Origin of the sequence: Streptomyces sp. NPDC051104 (genome assembly GCF_040682835.1) — a bacterium.
In the GTDB taxonomy this organism is placed as follows: domain Bacteria; phylum Actinomycetota; class Actinomycetes; order Streptomycetales; family Streptomycetaceae; genus Streptomyces; species Streptomyces cynarae.
Genome location: NZ_JBFBBS010000072.1, coordinates 1 through 15,374, shown reverse-complemented (window position 1 = coordinate 15,374; position 15,374 = coordinate 1). Strand labels below are relative to the sequence as shown.

The window sequence follows — 15,374 nt, the reverse complement described above, 5'->3', positions numbered from 1 at the left end:
TCATTCGTGCTGGCCACCCGGGCACTACTCCTTCTCCGCCCTCGACTCAATGAATCATCCAGTATGCCTGACTCGATCTACTTTGACAGAGAGGGGAGCAGCGCATTCACTCCAAAGAGGGCACGTCGCGCAGTCCTCGTGTCACTTTCGCCAGAACAGGTGGTGCGTCACGCCGCTCGGGCTGGGCACGACCTCAAGGTGGAACCGGTCGAGCAGCTCATCGGGGGAGTTCCAGAGCCGCAGTCCGGATCCGGGCTTCACCGGTGAGACCGCCACATGCATGGTGTCGACGAGGTCGGCGTCGAGGAACTGCCGGATGGTGGTGACCCCGCCGCCGAGTCGGACATCCTTGCCCTGAGCCGCCTCCCGTGCCTGCGCAAGGACCGTGGCCGGATCGCCGGCGACGAAGTGGAACGTGGTGTCGGAGAGCGTGAACGAAGGACGCTTGTGGTGGGTCATGACGAACACCGGAGTGCGGAACGGGGGCTCGTCACCCCACCAGCCGCACCACTCATGGTCCTCCCAGGGACCGCGCTGGGGCCCGAACTTGTTGCGGCCCATGATCTCGGCGCCGATGTTGCGTGCGTAGTCCCGCGTCAAGTAGTCGTCGAGGCCGCGGCTGCCCCCGGGGTCCGTGCGCATGGGCCAGCTAGCCGTAGCGCCAGCCCACGCGAACAGCTTCGCGGGATCGACGCCGTGGCCGAACGGATTCTCGAAGGTCTGGTCCTCACCGGCACCGATGCCGTCACTTGAGACGTTGAAGTTCTGGACTCGCAGTAGCTGAGCCACGTGTTTCCTCCTGCGTTGCCGATGATGACGGTAATGAGACTCTCCAGGCCGCGAAAACTCATCGCTGTGTCCAGGACCGGCCCCGGACTCCGTCGTCCGGCGCCCGGCAGCTCAGCTTGGCCCTGATACTCCTCGACCGCCCGTCGGTCTCATCGACCGCATAGTCCATCCGCCGAGCCTCCCACGGCCTCCCTGATCGCCGGGTGGAGCCAGATCAACTTCTTACGCCGCGGAGCCAATTCCGATCCCTGTGGTGGAGCCCAATGAGGTGCCCACAGACGGCGAGGCCTGCCGCGGTGAGGCCGGCCTGAGGTTCCCCCGAGATGCGGGGGTGGGTGACAGAGGGTCATATGGGTCTCACGAGAGGAGCCCAGACGATGCCTGCGCCGAGGAAGTACCCGCTGGAGTTGCGTGAGCGTGCGGTTCGGATGTACCGGACCGCCGAGCCGAAGCCCGTGATCCGCCGCATGGCCGAGGAACTCGGCGTGCACCACGAGGCTCTGCGTAACTGGATCCGTCAGGCCGAGGCCGATACCGGCGAGCGAGACGACATCCTCACCACCGCCGAGCGTGAGGAGCTGGCCGCTCTGCGGAAGGAGAATGCCCAGCTCAAGCGGGCGAACGAGGTCCTGCGGACGGCCTCGGCTTTTTTCGCGGCCCAGCTCGACCCGACCCGGCCCAGGTGACCGCGCTCGTCGATGCGCACCCGCACCTGGGGGTCGAGCCCGTACTCCGGGAACTTTCCATCCCCTCCTCCACCTACTGCCGATGGCGCCAGGCCGAGAAGGAGCCATGCGAGCGACGCCGCCAGGACGCCGAGCTCACAGGGAAGATCCGGCAGGTCCACGCCGACTCCGGCGGGACCTACGGCTCACCCCGCGTGCACGCCGTCCTCCAGCGTGAAGGCGTCCACGTCGGCCGCAAACGCGTTGAACGCCTCATGCGCCAGGCCGGCCTTGCCGGGATCAGTCCCCGGCGGGGCAAGGGTTTCACCCGACGTGACCCTGACGCGGATCTGGCCCCCGACCTGGTGCAACGCGACTTCACCGCGAACGTGCCGAACCGGCTGTGGGTCACCGACCTGACCATGATCGCGACCGAGGAGGGCCCGCTGTGGCTGTCCGCGATCCGCGACGCGTTCTCCCGCCGGGTGGTGGCCTGGGAAACCTCCGCCCGCGCGGACGCCGACCTGGTCCTGACCACGCTGGAGTATACCCTGGCCAGCCGCGAAGTCGCCCCCGGCGAGCTCATTCACCACGCCGACCACGGCTGTCAATACACGTCCGTGAAGCTCACAACTCGCCTGCTCAGGGCAGGTATCCAGGCGTCTATGGGCTCGGTCGGCGACTCGTTCGACAACGCCCTGGCGGAGAACCTGTGGATGGTCATCAAGACCGAGTGCATCCGCGGCCGCGTCTTCGCCACCAGAGCCGAAGCGAACCTCGCACTCTTCGAGTACATCGACGGCTTCTACAACCCCCGCCGCATCCAGAAACGACTCGGCTACCTCAGCCCGATCGAGTACGAGGAGAAACACTACGCCAACCAGGCAACGACCGAACAAGTGAACCTGAAACCACGTCAAACCGCCCTGACCAGCTAGTCAGCCACCCCGCACAGCGGGGGAACCTCAACCTCCCCAGCGGTGGTGGTGATGCGCCCGTGGTCGAGGGCGGCCCCGGCGCGAGGCTGGATGAGGGCGGCGCTCGCCGCGAGCAGGGATACGACGGCACCCGTGGCGAGGGGCCCAAGGTGCGCAGCGGCGCCCGTGACGGGCAGGAAGCCGACACCAGTGGCGAGTGCCGCGGTGGCCGCGGCCAGAGCAGCCGTTGGCCACAGGAAGCTGCGCTGGCCGAGCCGCCTGGCGAGGTCGATGACGGTCTGGCGTGCCTTGGGCAGCGGCGGGGCGGCAGGCACAGCGAGGACTGCTCAGACGGCGACTGCGGCGGCGAGGGCGGCCATGGCAGTGAACAGCAGCGGAAGGCCGCCGACAACGACCAGGAGGCTGCCCAGAAGGGGTCCGGCGGTGTAGCCGATGCTCTTGAAGAAGCCGTAGGAACCAAAGGCCCGGCCGCGCTTGGCGGCCGGATTGAGGCGGGTGACCAGCGCACTGGCGGCCGGGGAGAACGCGGACGCGGCCGCCCCTTGACCGAGGCGGGCCGCCCACAGCCAGGCGGTGTGGTCGGCTGCGGCGAACAACGCGGAAGCTGCGGCGAAAGCGATCAGCCCGCCCAGGAGGACAGGTCGGGCGCCGGCCCGGTCGGCCAGCGTGTCGAAGACGGTCTTCAGCAGGACCTCCGTGCCGTCATAGAGGGCGAGCAGGCCGCCGAGGACGAGCAGGGAGTCATGATGGCCGGTAGTGAAGGGGCCCAGGTTCGCGGCGACGCTGTGAGCGCCGAATGCAGTGGTGAACCCCGCCGCGTACAAGGGCCACAGCCGGGCACGGCCCGGCATGCGGCTGGCGTCGGGGCTAGCAGTCGGCACCGGTTCTCTCCTGGGCATGGGCGGGGCGGGTCAGCCGGCGCCTGCGACTTTGAGCAGCAGGTGCAGGTCGTGGGCGGCGGCAAAGGCGCACACGGCGCTGGAGCCGACTACGGCGGCGGCGCCGGCCAGCGGCAGCAGCGGGAGGTCCTGCGGCAGCGAGTACACCGGGGGTTCGGCAAGCAGTGCGGCGACGCGGCGGGGAACCGGCCCTGCGGCCTTGAGGGGGTTGCGGCGGCGGCCCAGCAGGCCGAGCACCGCGCCGGACAGGCCCTGGCGGGGTGGGCGGCGCGTGGTGGCCAGGGCTGCCTTGCCGATGGCGCGGGCGACCTGGCGGCGGTCCCCGCACGCGGTCGCGGCGCGCTCGTCCGCCCAGCGCTCGATGGTGTAGGACACGGCGGAGGCCACCGGCCTCAGCAGCGGGTTGCAGGTGGCGGCCAGCTGAGCGACCGCGACGAACGCGTAATGATGACAGCCCAGATGGGCACTCTCGTGGGCGAGCATGGCCTCGCGGTCCGCGTCGTCCAGAGCCTCGAGCATGCCGGTGGAGACCACGATTCGCCCGGGAAGCCCGGGCAGCGCGTAGGCGTCCGGTGCGGCGTCGGCCATGACCACGACTCGGTCTGTTCCCGGTAGGCAGGCCGCCTCGAACACGGCACCTGCCAGCGCCCGCATCCGCCGCCACAGCATCCGCATCCCCGCCGACAGTGCGACGGCCAGCACAAGGCCGGCGACGACCGCCTCCACGGTGGACACCGGATCGCCGGCGCGCACGGTGCTCACCGACCAGTCACCCGCCAGCGCGGCCAGTGGCAGCCGCACCACACCCGCCACGAGCAGCACGCCCAACGCGGCACAGCTCAAGGCCGCTAGGGCCAGCGCGCTCGTGGTCAGCAGCCAGGTCGCAAGCCGCGGCTCCAAGCGCTCGGCCAGCGGCCGGGCAGCCCACGTAGCCGGAACCGGAAACAACAGCGGTAGGTACACCAGCAGGTGCCACGCCATGCCGCTCATCCCTCACCGAGGTCGCCGAGAAGCTGCCGCAACAGCTGCTCGTCCCTGCTGGGGAGCTCCTCGACGAACCGGGTCAGCACCGCCTGGCGGTCTGCGTCGGACTCCAGCACCTGCCGCATCCGGCGGGCAGTCAGCCCGTGGGTGTCCGTCACCGGCGCGTAGGCATAAGCGCGGCCCTGCTTGGACCGCGTCAGCAGCCCCTTGTCGAACATCCTCGAGAGCACCGTCACCACCGTGCTGTACGCCAGGCCGTTGTCCAGGCGCTCCAGTACCTCGCCGGGGGTCAACGCCTGAGGCGAGGACTGCAGCAGGGCGAGGACCTCGGCCTCCAGCGCGCCACCCGGTCTGCGGTCCCCCGGTCCGCTGTTCATGAGTTGGCTACCTTCCATTCATCATCTACAGTTCCGTAGAACTTCTACCGCGCCGTAGAAGTTAGCGCGCCGTCGAGTCTGCCATGCCACCCGGGCAGGGCAAACCGCTCGGCGCGCTTCCAGGCCGTGTATTACAACGCCAATTTCTACAGACGCGTAGACGCTGGCCTCAGGTCCTGGTCTGCCGTCCCTTCGTCTGCTCTCGGGAGATACCGCCTGATGACGCCCCACCCTGCCGTCCAGCTCGCCTTCGACGGCTCCAGCATCGACGGCTCACTGTTCACCACCGTCACCGACTTCGCCCATGACACGAAGTGGCTGAACACCCCGCTCAACCTGTGGACCAATGCCGGGCTCGGCGTATTCGCGGTGCTGATGCTGGTCGGCTGGTGGAAGGCCCGCCGCCGCGACAGCCCCACGATGACCCTTGCCCTGGCCGTACCCGTCGCCGTCATGGCCGCCTTCGCCGTCGCCGAGGTCGTCAAGAAGATCGTCGCGGAGGTACGCCCGTGCTACTCGCTGCCGCACGACTACTTCGTCAGCGCCTGCCCCGCCCGAACCGACTACGCCTTCCCCAGCGGACACACCACCGTCGCCGCCGCGACCGTCGCCGCCCTCTGGCTCCTCGACCGGCGCCTCGCGACGATCGCCGCCGCCTTCGCCCTCCTTGAAGGCTTCACCCGCGTCTACCTCGGCGACCACTACCCCCACGACGTTCTCGGCGCCGCACTCCTGGCCATGCCGGTCGCCTACCTGGCCGCCCGCATCCTCGGCCGCATCGCCATCCCGCTCGTCACCCAGCTCAGCACCGGCGCACTGAAGCCCGTACTGACCGCGGCTCCATCCGGCGCTCACGCCGTTCGCTGACCCCTGGCCCAGAAACAGCGACGCCCCCTCCCGCTCCCGGATTCCCCGCTGAAACCGCCCGCGTCCTGGCACCCGGCGGAGTTCTGCTGTGGATCAACCAACTCGGCAGCGATGGGCCGCTGTACCTTCCCGCAGCCACCGTCGCCGCCGCGCTGCCCGGCACCTGGCAGGCTGCGGAATCCGAGGCAGGCTGGGGCAGCTGGGCCGTCCTGCGCCGTACCCGCTGACGGAACCGCCAACAGCCCCTGCCACCCCCCGCCCGCTCGTGGCCCTCTCGCTCTGTTGTCCCACGGGACGGCGGTGAACATCGCCCCAGGCTGCCATGGCTGATCACCCTGGAGCCGTTCGATCATCGGACTCCGTGCTGTGGAGTGCCTCGCTGATCACCGCGTCGGCGTACTGGCTGAGGGCTGTGCGAAGCGCCTGGTAGCCGGGCGATAGATCCTTCCCTGAGGCCAGAAACTTGCTGACGACCACGTCCCCGTCGAACTTCCATGTCGCCGGCAACTGGTGCGGTCACAAGTCGTCCAGCCGGAGCCCGTCCCGTACGCAGTCCTTAGGCGTGTACGCAGAGAAGAGCTCCTCCAACCCGCAAGCCTCCGAGCGAATGGCATCACGAGCTTGAGGCCACATGACCGGGCCGCTGTTCGCCAACTACAGATCAAGTACGCCAACTACCGAGAACGTCACAGCAGGTGGGGGGTGAGTTCTCCCCTGCCCGGCGCTGGAATCTATCCACAGGTAAACCGTCACAGGCTGCCTCATGACGTCGTGAACGACACGGCGCGCAATCCCGTGAGGAGCCGTCCATGTCCCAGACCACCCCCTGGCCGCTCGCCCCGATGACGCCGGACGCGGCGATCAGCGCTTTCAACTACCTCCGCGCCGTGGAGGCCAGCGACGCCGAAGCCGCCGCAGAGTTCGCCGGCGCCGAGCCGCAGAGTTCGCCGGCGCCGAGCCGCAGATACCCGCGCTGCTCGTCGACGTCGCCGAACGAATCGTCGTCCCCGTCACCGCGCTGCCCGACGCCGGCTCGGGCGAGCCGTGCGAGGACACCTTCGCCCTGGAGGCGCTCGGGCGCGTCTTCATCACCACCCTGCGCACCTGGGCGCAGGACGGGCCGGACGCAGCAGAGGGCCTCGCCCGCGCAGTTATCGCCTTCGTCGCGCAGCTCCTCACCGAGGACGTCGCCGACACACTCCGGCAGCTGGCAGCCGTCGGCGTGGGCCAGGCCCTCGATGCGCACCCCGCACCGGCCGGTGCCACCCGGTGCGCCTGACCATCGTGTAGAGCGCACCAGGGACCGGCGGTGGTGCGCACCGTGCATCATATCGGGTGCGCACCACAGTCAGCTCACATCATCCGGTCGGATTCCGGCAGTTGCACACCTACCTGGCACTGCTGTCCAGCCCAGTGACCTTGTCGACGAGAACCACCAGGTCAGCGCCATCGGGCGTTTCTGCGACCGTGTGTCCCAGCTGGACCAGCAGCCCTGACACTGCCGCCTGGATGATCGCCCCCATGTCGTCGTCGCTCGGACCACGGCCGGCTTGTTCACGGGCCAAAGAAGTGAAGCCATCCGAGGCCGTCCAACTGACCAAGGCACCGGCGGGCACCTCGGTCACACGCAAGCCTGGGAAGCCGGTGTCCGCGTCGCCCAGCACATGAAAGCCAGCTTGGACCAGAGCAGAACTCACCTGCGAAACGAGCTCAGCAGGGCAGGACACCAATGCTCCCTGCCCAGAAGAGCGCAGATCATGCCAGCCTTTTTCATGACGCTGACGACCACCAGAACGGCCGAATGACATCGACACAGCCGTGCGGTGCACTGAGTGGACGATGCACGACATCGTCACCACATCCAGGCCGTGGAGTGCCGCACCCGGGACAAGGCGCGCGCATCGCGGCGCGCGGCCGCATTGCCGATGCGGTTCTGCCGGGACCGGGGCCGGCGCGACTGCCCGGCGACGAAGTGGCGGCGCCCGGCGTCCTGGAGCCGCCTGCGCTGCTTGCGCAGCTCCCGCTTCTTTTGTGCCTTCGACTTCGGTGTCCGGGACCGCTTCCAGATCGGCTCCCAGGGAGACGGCCCAAGCACGGCGGCGCGCTCCTGAGCGCCCGCACGCACGCGGGCGAGAGCGGCCTCGATCCTGGGCTCCTGCGGTGTGCTCACCTGACTCCTCCTGGGGGTGTAGTCCGGCCTGGGGCCCGTTGAGTGCCGGGCTGCTGGGTGGGCGGCGACGTGGACGTCGCCGGGGTGGGCTGTGGCCGGGTGTCGTGGGCGACGGCGCGCTCCCGTATGCCGTCCTGGAGCTTGGCGGCCATCGTGGCGGCAGCCTCGAACGACTGCCGGTCTCCTCCACCGTGACGACGTCGGTGGCCTGCTCCTGGTCCCGGCCGGCCTTCCGACCCGCGCGGCCCGGCTGCAGACGTGGCGTCGAGGCGGCGGGCACGGCGATGGTGTGCGGCAGGGAGCGAGAGCCCAGGCGACGCGAACGGCGAACCGCGCGGAGGCGGGCCGCGAGGGCGTCGGCAGCGAGGCGGGCTCGTTCGTACGGGGGCGCGGAGCGGGCACGAGTCAGCGGGCGCAGCACGGCTGGTCATCGGTGTCGCGCGGGTACAGCGCACGCAGATCGGCGGTCCTCATCCGGCCGATGGTGCGGGTGTAGTCGTCGACGGCCGTCTGCGCGATTTGTTCGTCCAGGCCGGGCTGGTGGGGTCTGCCTCGCAGGGCGTAGGAGAGGTGGCGGCGGGCTTCGGCGAGCAGGTGGTGGCGCTTGAACGCGCCGCGCATCACGTACACCACGGCGACGGTGTCGACGGCGGCCAGGGCGACATCAACGGCCGGTCGCACCCTCGCCCACACCGCCGCGGCCGCCGCCCGCGCCCTCTCCGCGAGCCGGTAGACGGTGCAGGCGGCCCTTGTCGTCGCGGGCGACGGGTTCGTCAGCCTCCTCCAGCTCGAAGTAGGTGCTGGTGGTGTCGAAGAACAGCAGGTCGACCTCGAGGTTGAGGAGGTTCGCGACCTCGTCGAACACCTGCTTCTCCAGGTCGTCGGTCACCTCGTGGAGCCAGTCCATCGCCCGGTAGCAGGCGTCGTCGTCGGTGGCCGGCAGGCCCTCGACATGCACGTCGTGCGTGACCCAGTCCGCGGCGGCCAGCTTGGACGACGGAGCCAGGGCCCGGTTCGCGACCATGGAGAACAGCACCCGCTCGGTCGCCGACATGTCCCGGCACCGGCCCCGCTTGGGCTGCCCGACCTGCCCGACGATCCTGTCGATCCTCAGCCGCTGCCAGAGATGATCGAGGACGTAGGTGCCGCCGAACGGGACCGACGAGACGAACTCCAGGTCACCCGCCGCCGTCGACGCCAGTGCCTCACCCGGCTCCAGCAGCCTCGATAGAGACGCGACCAGGCGCTTCACCGCGTCCCGGTCGAGGTCGTCCTCACGGCCGAACGTGAACAGGACCCTCGGGACCGCCCGGCCCTTCACCGGATCCCACTCGTTGTGGGCCAGGTGCAGGTACCGGACCGTGCCCGACTTGTTCTCCCGCTTCGTCGTCTTCACATACACGACTCCAGACCCTGCGAAGCAACCCCAGGTCAGCGCAGGCGAATCCACAGAATCGCGTCTCTAGGCGAATCCGCCCGCGTCACCAACCTCCAACCCACTGACCTGCACCTTCAGCCCCGGAGGGACTCCAGAACCCCCGAATTGCGCGGAACGCAGGGCACCGCGCTCTGCCGGAAGATCCGCCAGGACTTCAGACGGGCGACTCCACCCTCGACCGGGGCCCGCGCCCTCGGCAGCGCCCGGTTGACGATCTGTTGGGTGAGCGTCAGTTCGCCTCCCGCCGGCCGTCTGGCCGGTGTAGTCATCCACGCGCTGGCACCGATGTAGGCGCGAGCGGCCAGGATCGGCACTCCTTGGCGCCCGCAGGTCCTGATGATCCGGCGGGCACGGGCCGCGGTCAGGTCGTGGGAGCGCCCCGGCAGGGCTGGGGACAGCCACAGCACCCGACCATGGGGATCGGTGACCACCTGCACGTTCACCCCATGGCGGCGGTGTTTGGCCGAGTAGTCGGCCCGGCCGTCGCCGACTCGGTCGCACTCGGCCAGGGTGCCGTCGAGCAGAACGAACTCGGGGTTCGCCTTGCGCAGAGCGCGCAGCAGACCGGGGGCGCGAGTGGCCGGCAGATCGATGACCGCCTTGGTGTAGGCGTGCGCGGTGTCGACCGAGATACCGAACCCGGCGGCGATCTGTGCGAGCGGCTCGTGCTTGCACAGGCACACCAGAGCGACCAAGGCACGCCGGTGCGGCGGGAGCTTGCACCGTCGGTCACCCTCGCGGGTGACGATGAGCATGGTGACCCACTCGACCAGGGCGTGGGGCAGGTCGAGTGCGGCAGGATGTGGGACCAACAAGGCTCCTTCGCTGATGAGTTGAGACGTCGAACACCTCCCTCAACGGCACGGGAGCCTTGTGCGTCGTGACCACGGCCCCTGCCACCCGATCGGTGGCCACACTGAAAGAGCTCAGTGAGCAGCCGGGTAACTACCCCTACTGCTCCTGTCGAACGGCGGCGCTATTGCATACAGTATGCAAGCTGGTTTAGCGTCTGCTGAATGAAACTGACGAAGCCCACAGGCCTGACACTTCCCATGATCATGCGGTTGGCGGCAACTGGTGCGGAACTCACCACCGCACGGCGGTGCCGGGCATGACGATTTATGGCGATGACACGACAATGAGGCAGATTCTCACCGCTGCCGGAGACACCTGGGCCGTGGTGGGCCTGTCCGACAACCCCGAACGCGCCGCCTACCGCGTGGCCGAGAAGCTGCAACGCATCGGCAAGAGGGTGGTGCCCGTGCACCCGAAGGCCGAGACGGTGCACGGTGAGCAGGGCTACGCTTCCCTCGCGGAGATCCCTTTCCCGGTGGATGTGGTGAACGTGTTCGTCAACTCCGCCCTCGCCGGAGGCATCGCCGACCAGGCTGCGGCGATCGGCGCCAAGGCGGTCTGGTTCCAGCTGGGCGTCATAGACGAGGCCGCCTACGACAGGACTCGCGAGGCCGGCCTGCTGATGGTGATGGACCGCTCCCCGGGACGGGAGATACCCCGGCTGGGGCTCGGCTGACGCTCCCCAGCCAGCCACTGCGCGATCACACATCGCCCACATTCCCAGGAATCGGGAGTCAACGCGGCGGTGACGACGCCGTTCTCGTCCGAGCGGACGGTCCGGGTCGTACACCGGCCGCCCCGGAAGCAGCACCGCACACTGGTCCCCAAGCGGTTCGGCCAGCCATGACGGCGGCACTCCCCAGTGACCACAGACCGCCACAACTCCATGATCACCAGGACCTGTGCCCATTGAAGATCCGCCATCTTGAAGATGCTGGTCACGGTGCTGGTGCGAGTCGTTGTTCGTGTACTCGTGCTGGTCGTGGGCGGTTGTCGGAGCTCAAGATCGTCTGCCGTTTCGGTGATCGCAGTTCCTCGGATTCCACGGCGCGCAAGGGCGGGCGTCCGTACGAACTCGCCGTCGCCGAGCGGGTCACGCGTCGGCCGGCCGAGCAACTGCGCGCCGAACCGGAGCAGAAGACGCCGCCGGGCAGGTCGCGGGCCGGGTCGTGCTGCTGGTGCCGCAGCGCGAGCGGAGCGTGGACTAGGCGGTCCTGCCCACGGACTACCAGCGGATTATGGAGGTGGTGCGCAGGGCGGAGGGGCCGATCATGGTCAAACAGGTCTGCGGTGAGCTGGGGATTTCCCTGGAGCCGGCCCGCTCGGAGGCACTGCGCTCGAAGCTGAACCGACTGGCCGAGCGCGGCTGGCTGCGCAAGCTGGCCGACGGGAAGTTCACCACCACGCTGTGAACACGCCGCGCGGCTCACGCGATGCGGCTCGGGCCGTAACGTCGGTGCCCTCGGCGGCAGTTGATAGTTCATGTCAAAGAAAACCAGCCCCGCCGAGGGCACTGAGAGCGAGGTGTGCTTCGGGTGGGGAACTGTGATCACGGACGAAGGACGGCACGAACTGTGCCCGGCTTGCCAGACAGACGGGCGCCAGGCTGAGCCGGCCGAAGGTATGCCGTCTGCCCGTGGGCGTCACCAGCGAGCCGGTGCCCGGTTCTGGGGTGGCGCCGCTGGTGGAAGACGGCCGTTGTGGCGTGCGTGATGTGGGCGAGCCTGGCAGCCGACGGAGCCGGTAAAGACACGATTGGACGGTGAGGACGCGATGCGCGAGGCCTATCACGAGGAGCTGGATGCGATCGGTGAGGGCCTGGTGGAGATGGCGAACCTGGTCGGGTCGGCCATGGGGCTGGCCACGACCGCGCTCCTGGACGCCGATCTGCATCTGGCCGAGAGCGTGGTCTCGGCCGACGAGAAGGTCGATGACCTGCAGCGCGACCTGGAGAACCGGGCGATTGCGGTGCTGGTGCGGCAGCAGCCGGTCGTCACGGATCTACGGACCGTGGTCACCTCGCTGCGGATGAGCGCGGACCTGGAGCGCTGTGGTGACCTGGCACAGCACGTGGCCAAGCTGGCCCGGATGCGGTATCCCCAGCGGGCGGTGCCGCGTGATCTGCGCCGCACGATTTTGGAGATGGGCCAGCTCGCGCAGCGCCTGATGGCGCAGGCCGCTGAGGTGGTCATCACGAAGGATGTCGATGCGGCGCTCCAGCTGGAGAAGGACGACGACCGCATGGACGGGCGAGGCTCTGCCTCCCCTCCGCGTGGAGGTCGCACCTGCGCATGGGTGCGGCCTCCACCGCCGCCGGTCTGTGATCCCTTCGGGGGGATCCACTCCACAGCTTTCGTGCCTGATCAGTGGGGTGATCGCCCGTCCGGGCAGGATGGCGGGCATGGGTCACTGGGTGTGCGAGTTTGCGGGTTGTCCCGACACGGGGGACTACCAGCAGATCAGGAACGAGGGGGAACCGGGCGATGTCGTCTTTCGTGAACGCCCGGTCGACCCCGGCATCGTGGACGGGTTCGTGTGGGAGGGCGTCGACCACATCAGGAGGGTCGCCGCTACCGGTGGGTGGCCAGCGGAGACCCGTCCACGGTGGCCCTGGCCGCGCTGGAGGCGTCTGGAGGACTTCCGCTGTGACAGGCGGCGGACCGTGACGGGCGGTCAGTACGCGTCGCCGTCCGGGTCGCCGGGAATGTACACGGGACCTTCGTACTCGGCGCGGGCCAGGGTGTTGCCCTTGGCGTCGAGTAGGTGGAGCACGTTGTTACGAGGTCCTGCCAGTCGTAGCGGTGTCGGGCGGTGTTGCGGAAGCGGGCCGAATCGGGGCTGGGCCGGCGGGGGTCGTCCTCGTACCACGCCTCGACCATCCACGATCGGTAGTCCGGCCGCAGTTGCTCGAACAGGGCGCGCAGCTCGCGCCGGGGCCGGGGGATCTGGTCTGCTTCGATCAGCCCTTGCGGTAGTGGTTGGTGTAGGACGCCTTCAGCGTGGTCTGCACCGTCCGCCGGTACACCGGCCCCTTCATCTTCTACTCGTGAACCAGCTCCTTCAGCGTGGTCGGGCGGTGGCGGGCGGGCTAGGGGGTGGTATCGGACCTGTTGCCGGGCCACTCCAGCGGCGGACGCGGTGGCGGGCGGCTGCCCTATACGACGAGCGGGAGAAGACTGTCCAGCAGATCGCCGACACAGCGTGCCCCGCTCCACGGTGTACGGGCACCTCGACAAGACCAAGACCGTGCCCCGCCAGCCGAAGAAGACCAGCGTCGGGAAACACCGACCAGCGGTCGGCAAGAACGCTGATCGCGGTCTGACTACAGCTACAGGGAGCCACGTGCCACTTCGTTGCTTCGGGAGTGCCGGGCCGTCCCATGAAGCACCTCTCTGGCGCGGACCACGAAGGCTTCGCAGGCATCCTCCACTGCCTCGCCTCGAAGGAGCATGTCTGCCTTATCGGCAGCGAAGAAAATCTCTCGGGTTTTCGCCTGGATCTCAGAGGGGATTTGATTTAGGAAGATTACCCCTTTTGCCTTAGTAGGTGCCTCGCCAGGTGGGTGTGGTCTCCTCCGCTATGCGCTTGGTGAGGTTGTCGATCGAGGCGATGTGGATCATGGCTTCGGAGCTGGCGGGAAGGGTCTCGTAATCGCGGGATAGGCGTCGGTGCAGCATGAGCCAACCGAGGCTTCGTTCTACTACCCAGCGCCTTTTGACGACGTGAAAGCCGCGGACTTCCGGGTTTCTGTTGACGACCTCGACGTCGATTCCGAGGCTGGCGCCGTGCTCGATGACGGCGTTCTTGAAGCCGGTGTCGACCCAGCTTTTGGAGATGGTCGGGTACGTTTTCTTGGCCTGGTCGAGAAGCTGTATCCCTACGGCGTTTTCGGAGAGGCTCGCGGCGGTGACGATCACGGCGAGCAGGAGTCCGAGCGTGTCTGTGATGATGCCCCGCTTCCTGCCGACGATCTCCTTGGCTGCGTCCGTTCCCTGGCTGTTCAGGGGCACGTTGGTGGAGGTCTTCACGCTCTGGGTGTCGATGATGGAGGCGGTCGGCTCAGGCTTGCGACCCTCCTTCACTCAGCCTCGATCCACCGCGTGAGGGGCTGTCTGTGGACGGGGAAATAGGAAGAGGTGCCTGCTGACCTGCGATGATGGGAGTTCCCACGCTTCCACCACGCTCGATCGGCAAGGCACCTCTGAAGTGAAAGTCTCCCACAGGCCCGCGGAACTGTTCGCCGCGTTCGACGACACCGACCTGATCGCGCATGCCGGGCTCGTCCCGGCGATCCGGCTGGCCGAGCGGTGCGGCCTGCCCGCCCTGGTGGCCGAGAAGGTGAAACTCGTCGGCGCGGCCAACGCCGCCGGGACGGCCGCCGCCGCGAAGGCGCTGTCGATCGTGGGCGGGATGGTGGCCGGGGCGGACAGCATCGACGACCTGGACATGCTGCGCCACGGTGGCCTGCCGCGCCTGTTCGGCGGCGTGCGCGCCCCGTCCACGCTGGGGTCGTTCCTGCGCGCCTTCACCTGGGGGCACGTACGCCAACTGGAGTCCGCTGCACGGGCATTCACCTGTAATCTCGCGGCACACACCGGCCTGGTCCCTACGACGGACGAGGTGGTCTTCGTCGACATCGACTCCAAGGTCAAGCAGGTCTACGGGCCGGCCAAGCAGGGTGCCTCGTTCGGCTACACCAAGCAGCGCGGCCTGCACTTCCAGATCGTCACCGTCAAGACCGCGCTCTGTGCTCCGGTCATCGTGGCCACCCGCCTGCGCAAGGGCTCGGCAGGCTCCGGCAAGGGCGCGGCGAGCCTGCTGCGCGAGGCCCTCGCCACGGTGAGGGCGATGGGCATCACCGCGAAGATCATCGTGCGTGCGGACTCGGCGTACTTCTCCCACAAGGTGGTGGATGTGTGCCGGAGGGCGGGCGCGCACTTCTCGCTGGCCGTGGCGGTGAAAAAGACGATCCGCGAGGCGATCGCCGTCATCGACGAGTCCGCCTGGACACCCATCGAGTACGCCGCCGCCGTCTGGGACGCCGAGGAGGAACGCTGGATCTCCGACGCGGAGATCGCCGAAGTCCCGTTCACCGCGTTCACCAGCAAGAAGAAGGCGTTCCACACCACCGCCCGGCTGATCGTGCGCCGCGTGAAGCGGCTGAACCCGAAGAGTGTGCCGGAGGGGCAGGCCGAACTGTTCGGTGTCTGGCGCCACCACGTCATCTTCACCGACAGCCCGTTCCTCTTGGCCCAGGCCGAACCCATGCACCGTGAACACGCCCAGGTGGAGCAGGTCTTCGCCGACCTGGAGGACTCCGCGCTCGCCCACCTGCCCTCGGGGAAGTTCACCGCGAACGCCGCCTGGCTCACCCTCGCAGCCACCGCCTACA

The 15,374-nt window shown here is 68.4% G+C and carries 17 protein-coding genes and 3 pseudogenes; 7 read left to right on the top strand and 13 right to left on the bottom strand.

From position 1 onward, the window contains the following. Nucleotides 1-141: 141 nt before the first annotated feature. Entirely contained in the window at nt 142-789 is a 648-nt protein-coding gene (locus AB0N14_RS38150) for a dihydrofolate reductase family protein (RefSeq protein ID WP_366030306.1), read from the bottom strand. A 377-nt stretch (nt 790-1,166) separates the two neighbouring features. On the opposite strand from AB0N14_RS38150, the gene AB0N14_RS38145 reads away from it, so the two are divergent. Both AB0N14_RS38145 and AB0N14_RS38140 read left to right on the top strand, forming a co-directional pair. Then, nucleotides 1,167-1,475, top strand: coding sequence for a transposase (locus AB0N14_RS38145; protein WP_286067938.1), 309 nt, complete (start codon nt 1,167-1,169; stop codon nt 1,473-1,475). After that, nucleotides 1,472-2,392 (top strand): IS3 family transposase, encoded by a 921-nt coding sequence (locus AB0N14_RS38140; protein WP_366030305.1) that lies wholly within the window; start codon nt 1,472-1,474, stop codon nt 2,390-2,392. Before AB0N14_RS38145 ends, AB0N14_RS38140 begins: the two co-directional genes overlap by 4 nt. Here the strand turns inward: AB0N14_RS38140 and AB0N14_RS38135 are convergent. The 4 genes from AB0N14_RS38135 to AB0N14_RS38120 are packed head-to-tail and all read right to left on the bottom strand — an operon-like array spanning nt 2,389 to nt 4,652. Continuing rightward, entirely contained in the window at nt 2,389-2,706 is a 318-nt protein-coding gene (locus AB0N14_RS38135) for a hypothetical protein (RefSeq protein ID WP_366030303.1), read from the bottom strand. The genes AB0N14_RS38140 and AB0N14_RS38135 overlap by 4 nt on opposite strands. Nucleotides 2,707-2,718: 12 nt before the next feature. Continuing rightward, entirely contained in the window at nt 2,719-3,273 is a 555-nt protein-coding gene (locus AB0N14_RS38130) for an MFS transporter (protein WP_366030301.1), read from the bottom strand. Between the two features lie 30 nt (nt 3,274-3,303). Beyond that, nucleotides 3,304-4,272, bottom strand: a complete 969-nt coding sequence (locus AB0N14_RS38125) for a M56 family metallopeptidase (protein ID WP_366030300.1) — start codon at nt 4,270-4,272, stop codon at nt 3,304-3,306. A 5-nt stretch (nt 4,273-4,277) separates the two neighbouring features. Then, nucleotides 4,278-4,652: a BlaI/MecI/CopY family transcriptional regulator gene (locus AB0N14_RS38120; RefSeq protein ID WP_366030299.1), complete on the bottom strand. Its 375-nt coding sequence runs from the start codon at nt 4,650-4,652 to the stop codon at nt 4,278-4,280. Between the two features lie 219 nt (nt 4,653-4,871). Between AB0N14_RS38120 and AB0N14_RS38115 the strand changes: the two genes are divergently transcribed. Beyond that, nucleotides 4,872-5,519, top strand: a complete 648-nt coding sequence (locus AB0N14_RS38115; RefSeq protein WP_366030298.1) for a phosphatase PAP2 family protein — start codon at nt 4,872-4,874, stop codon at nt 5,517-5,519. 874 nt (nt 5,520-6,393) lie between these two features. On the opposite strand, the gene AB0N14_RS38110 is transcribed toward AB0N14_RS38115, so the two are convergent. The 6 genes and pseudogenes from AB0N14_RS38110 to AB0N14_RS38085 form a co-directional block, all read right to left on the bottom strand. After that, entirely contained in the window at nt 6,394-6,765 is a 372-nt protein-coding gene (locus tag AB0N14_RS38110; protein WP_366030297.1) for a hypothetical protein, read from the bottom strand. Between the two features lie 142 nt (nt 6,766-6,907). Next, nucleotides 6,908-7,348 (bottom strand): hypothetical protein, encoded by a 441-nt coding sequence (locus AB0N14_RS38105; protein ID WP_366030296.1) that lies wholly within the window; start codon nt 7,346-7,348, stop codon nt 6,908-6,910. A gap of 23 nt (nt 7,349-7,371) precedes the next feature. Further along, complete coding sequence (locus tag AB0N14_RS38100; RefSeq protein ID WP_366030295.1) at nt 7,372-7,689, bottom strand: hypothetical protein; 318 nt, start codon at nt 7,687-7,689, stop codon at nt 7,372-7,374. After that, a pseudogene (locus AB0N14_RS38095) lies at nt 7,686-8,418 on the bottom strand (conjugal transfer protein TraA); the annotation flags it as partial. The gene AB0N14_RS38100 and the pseudogene AB0N14_RS38095, both read right to left, overlap by 4 nt. After that, nucleotides 8,354-9,085 carry a hypothetical protein gene (locus AB0N14_RS38090; protein WP_366030293.1) on the bottom strand — a complete coding sequence of 244 codons (732 nt, stop codon included), beginning with the start codon at nt 9,083-9,085 and terminating at the stop codon, nt 8,354-8,356. The gene AB0N14_RS38090 and the pseudogene AB0N14_RS38095, both read right to left, overlap by 65 nt. A 116-nt stretch (nt 9,086-9,201) precedes the next feature. After that, nucleotides 9,202-9,939: a transposase family protein gene (locus tag AB0N14_RS38085; RefSeq protein ID WP_366030292.1), complete on the bottom strand. Its 738-nt coding sequence runs from the start codon at nt 9,937-9,939 to the stop codon at nt 9,202-9,204. A gap of 305 nt (nt 9,940-10,244) precedes the next feature. On the opposite strand from AB0N14_RS38085, the gene AB0N14_RS38080 reads away from it, so the two are divergent. Beyond that, complete coding sequence (locus AB0N14_RS38080) at nt 10,245-10,658, top strand: CoA-binding protein (RefSeq protein ID WP_366030307.1); 414 nt, start codon at nt 10,245-10,247, stop codon at nt 10,656-10,658. A gap of 87 nt (nt 10,659-10,745) precedes the next feature. Here AB0N14_RS38080 and AB0N14_RS38075 read toward each other — a convergent pair. Then, a pseudogene (locus AB0N14_RS38075) lies at nt 10,746-10,838 on the bottom strand (IS5/IS1182 family transposase); the annotation flags it as partial. A gap of 391 nt (nt 10,839-11,229) precedes the next feature. Here AB0N14_RS38075 and AB0N14_RS38070 point away from each other — a divergent pair. Both AB0N14_RS38070 and AB0N14_RS38065 read left to right on the top strand, forming a co-directional pair. Then, on the top strand, nt 11,230-11,394 hold the full coding sequence (locus AB0N14_RS38070; RefSeq protein WP_366030291.1) for a hypothetical protein: 165 nt from the start codon (nt 11,230-11,232) through the stop codon (nt 11,392-11,394). 361 nt (nt 11,395-11,755) lie between these two features. Continuing rightward, a complete protein-coding gene (locus AB0N14_RS38065) occupies nt 11,756-12,481 on the top strand; it encodes a PhoU domain-containing protein (RefSeq protein ID WP_366030290.1) in 726 nt (241 codons plus the stop codon). Nucleotides 12,482-13,521: 1,040 nt separating this feature from the next. Here AB0N14_RS38065 and AB0N14_RS38060 read toward each other — a convergent pair. Continuing rightward, nucleotides 13,522-14,082: pseudogene (locus tag AB0N14_RS38060) on the bottom strand (transposase); the annotation flags it as partial. Nucleotides 14,083-14,188: 106 nt separating this feature from the next. Between AB0N14_RS38060 and AB0N14_RS38055 the strand changes: the two are divergent. Then, nucleotides 14,189-15,374, top strand: a 1,186-nt coding sequence (locus AB0N14_RS38055) for an IS1380 family transposase (RefSeq protein WP_366030289.1), incomplete at its 3' end; no start/stop codon positions are given.

What these genes read in the sequence shown, in the direction of transcription:
- AB0N14_RS38145 (WP_286067938.1), top strand. Translation starts at nt 1,167, where the DNA reads ATGCCTGCGCCGAGGAAGTACCCGCTGGAGTTGCGTGAGCGTGCGGTT.
- AB0N14_RS38125 (WP_366030300.1), bottom strand. Translation starts at nt 4,272, where the DNA reads ATGGCGTGGCACCTGCTGGTGTACCTACCGCTGTTGTTTCCGGTTCCG.
- AB0N14_RS38120 (WP_366030299.1), bottom strand. Translation starts at nt 4,652, where the DNA reads ATGAACAGCGGACCGGGGGACCGCAGACCGGGTGGCGCGCTGGAGGCC.
- AB0N14_RS38115 (WP_366030298.1), top strand. Translation starts at nt 4,872, where the DNA reads ATGACGCCCCACCCTGCCGTCCAGCTCGCCTTCGACGGCTCCAGCATC.
- AB0N14_RS38065 (WP_366030290.1), top strand. Translation starts at nt 11,756, where the DNA reads ATGCGCGAGGCCTATCACGAGGAGCTGGATGCGATCGGTGAGGGCCTG.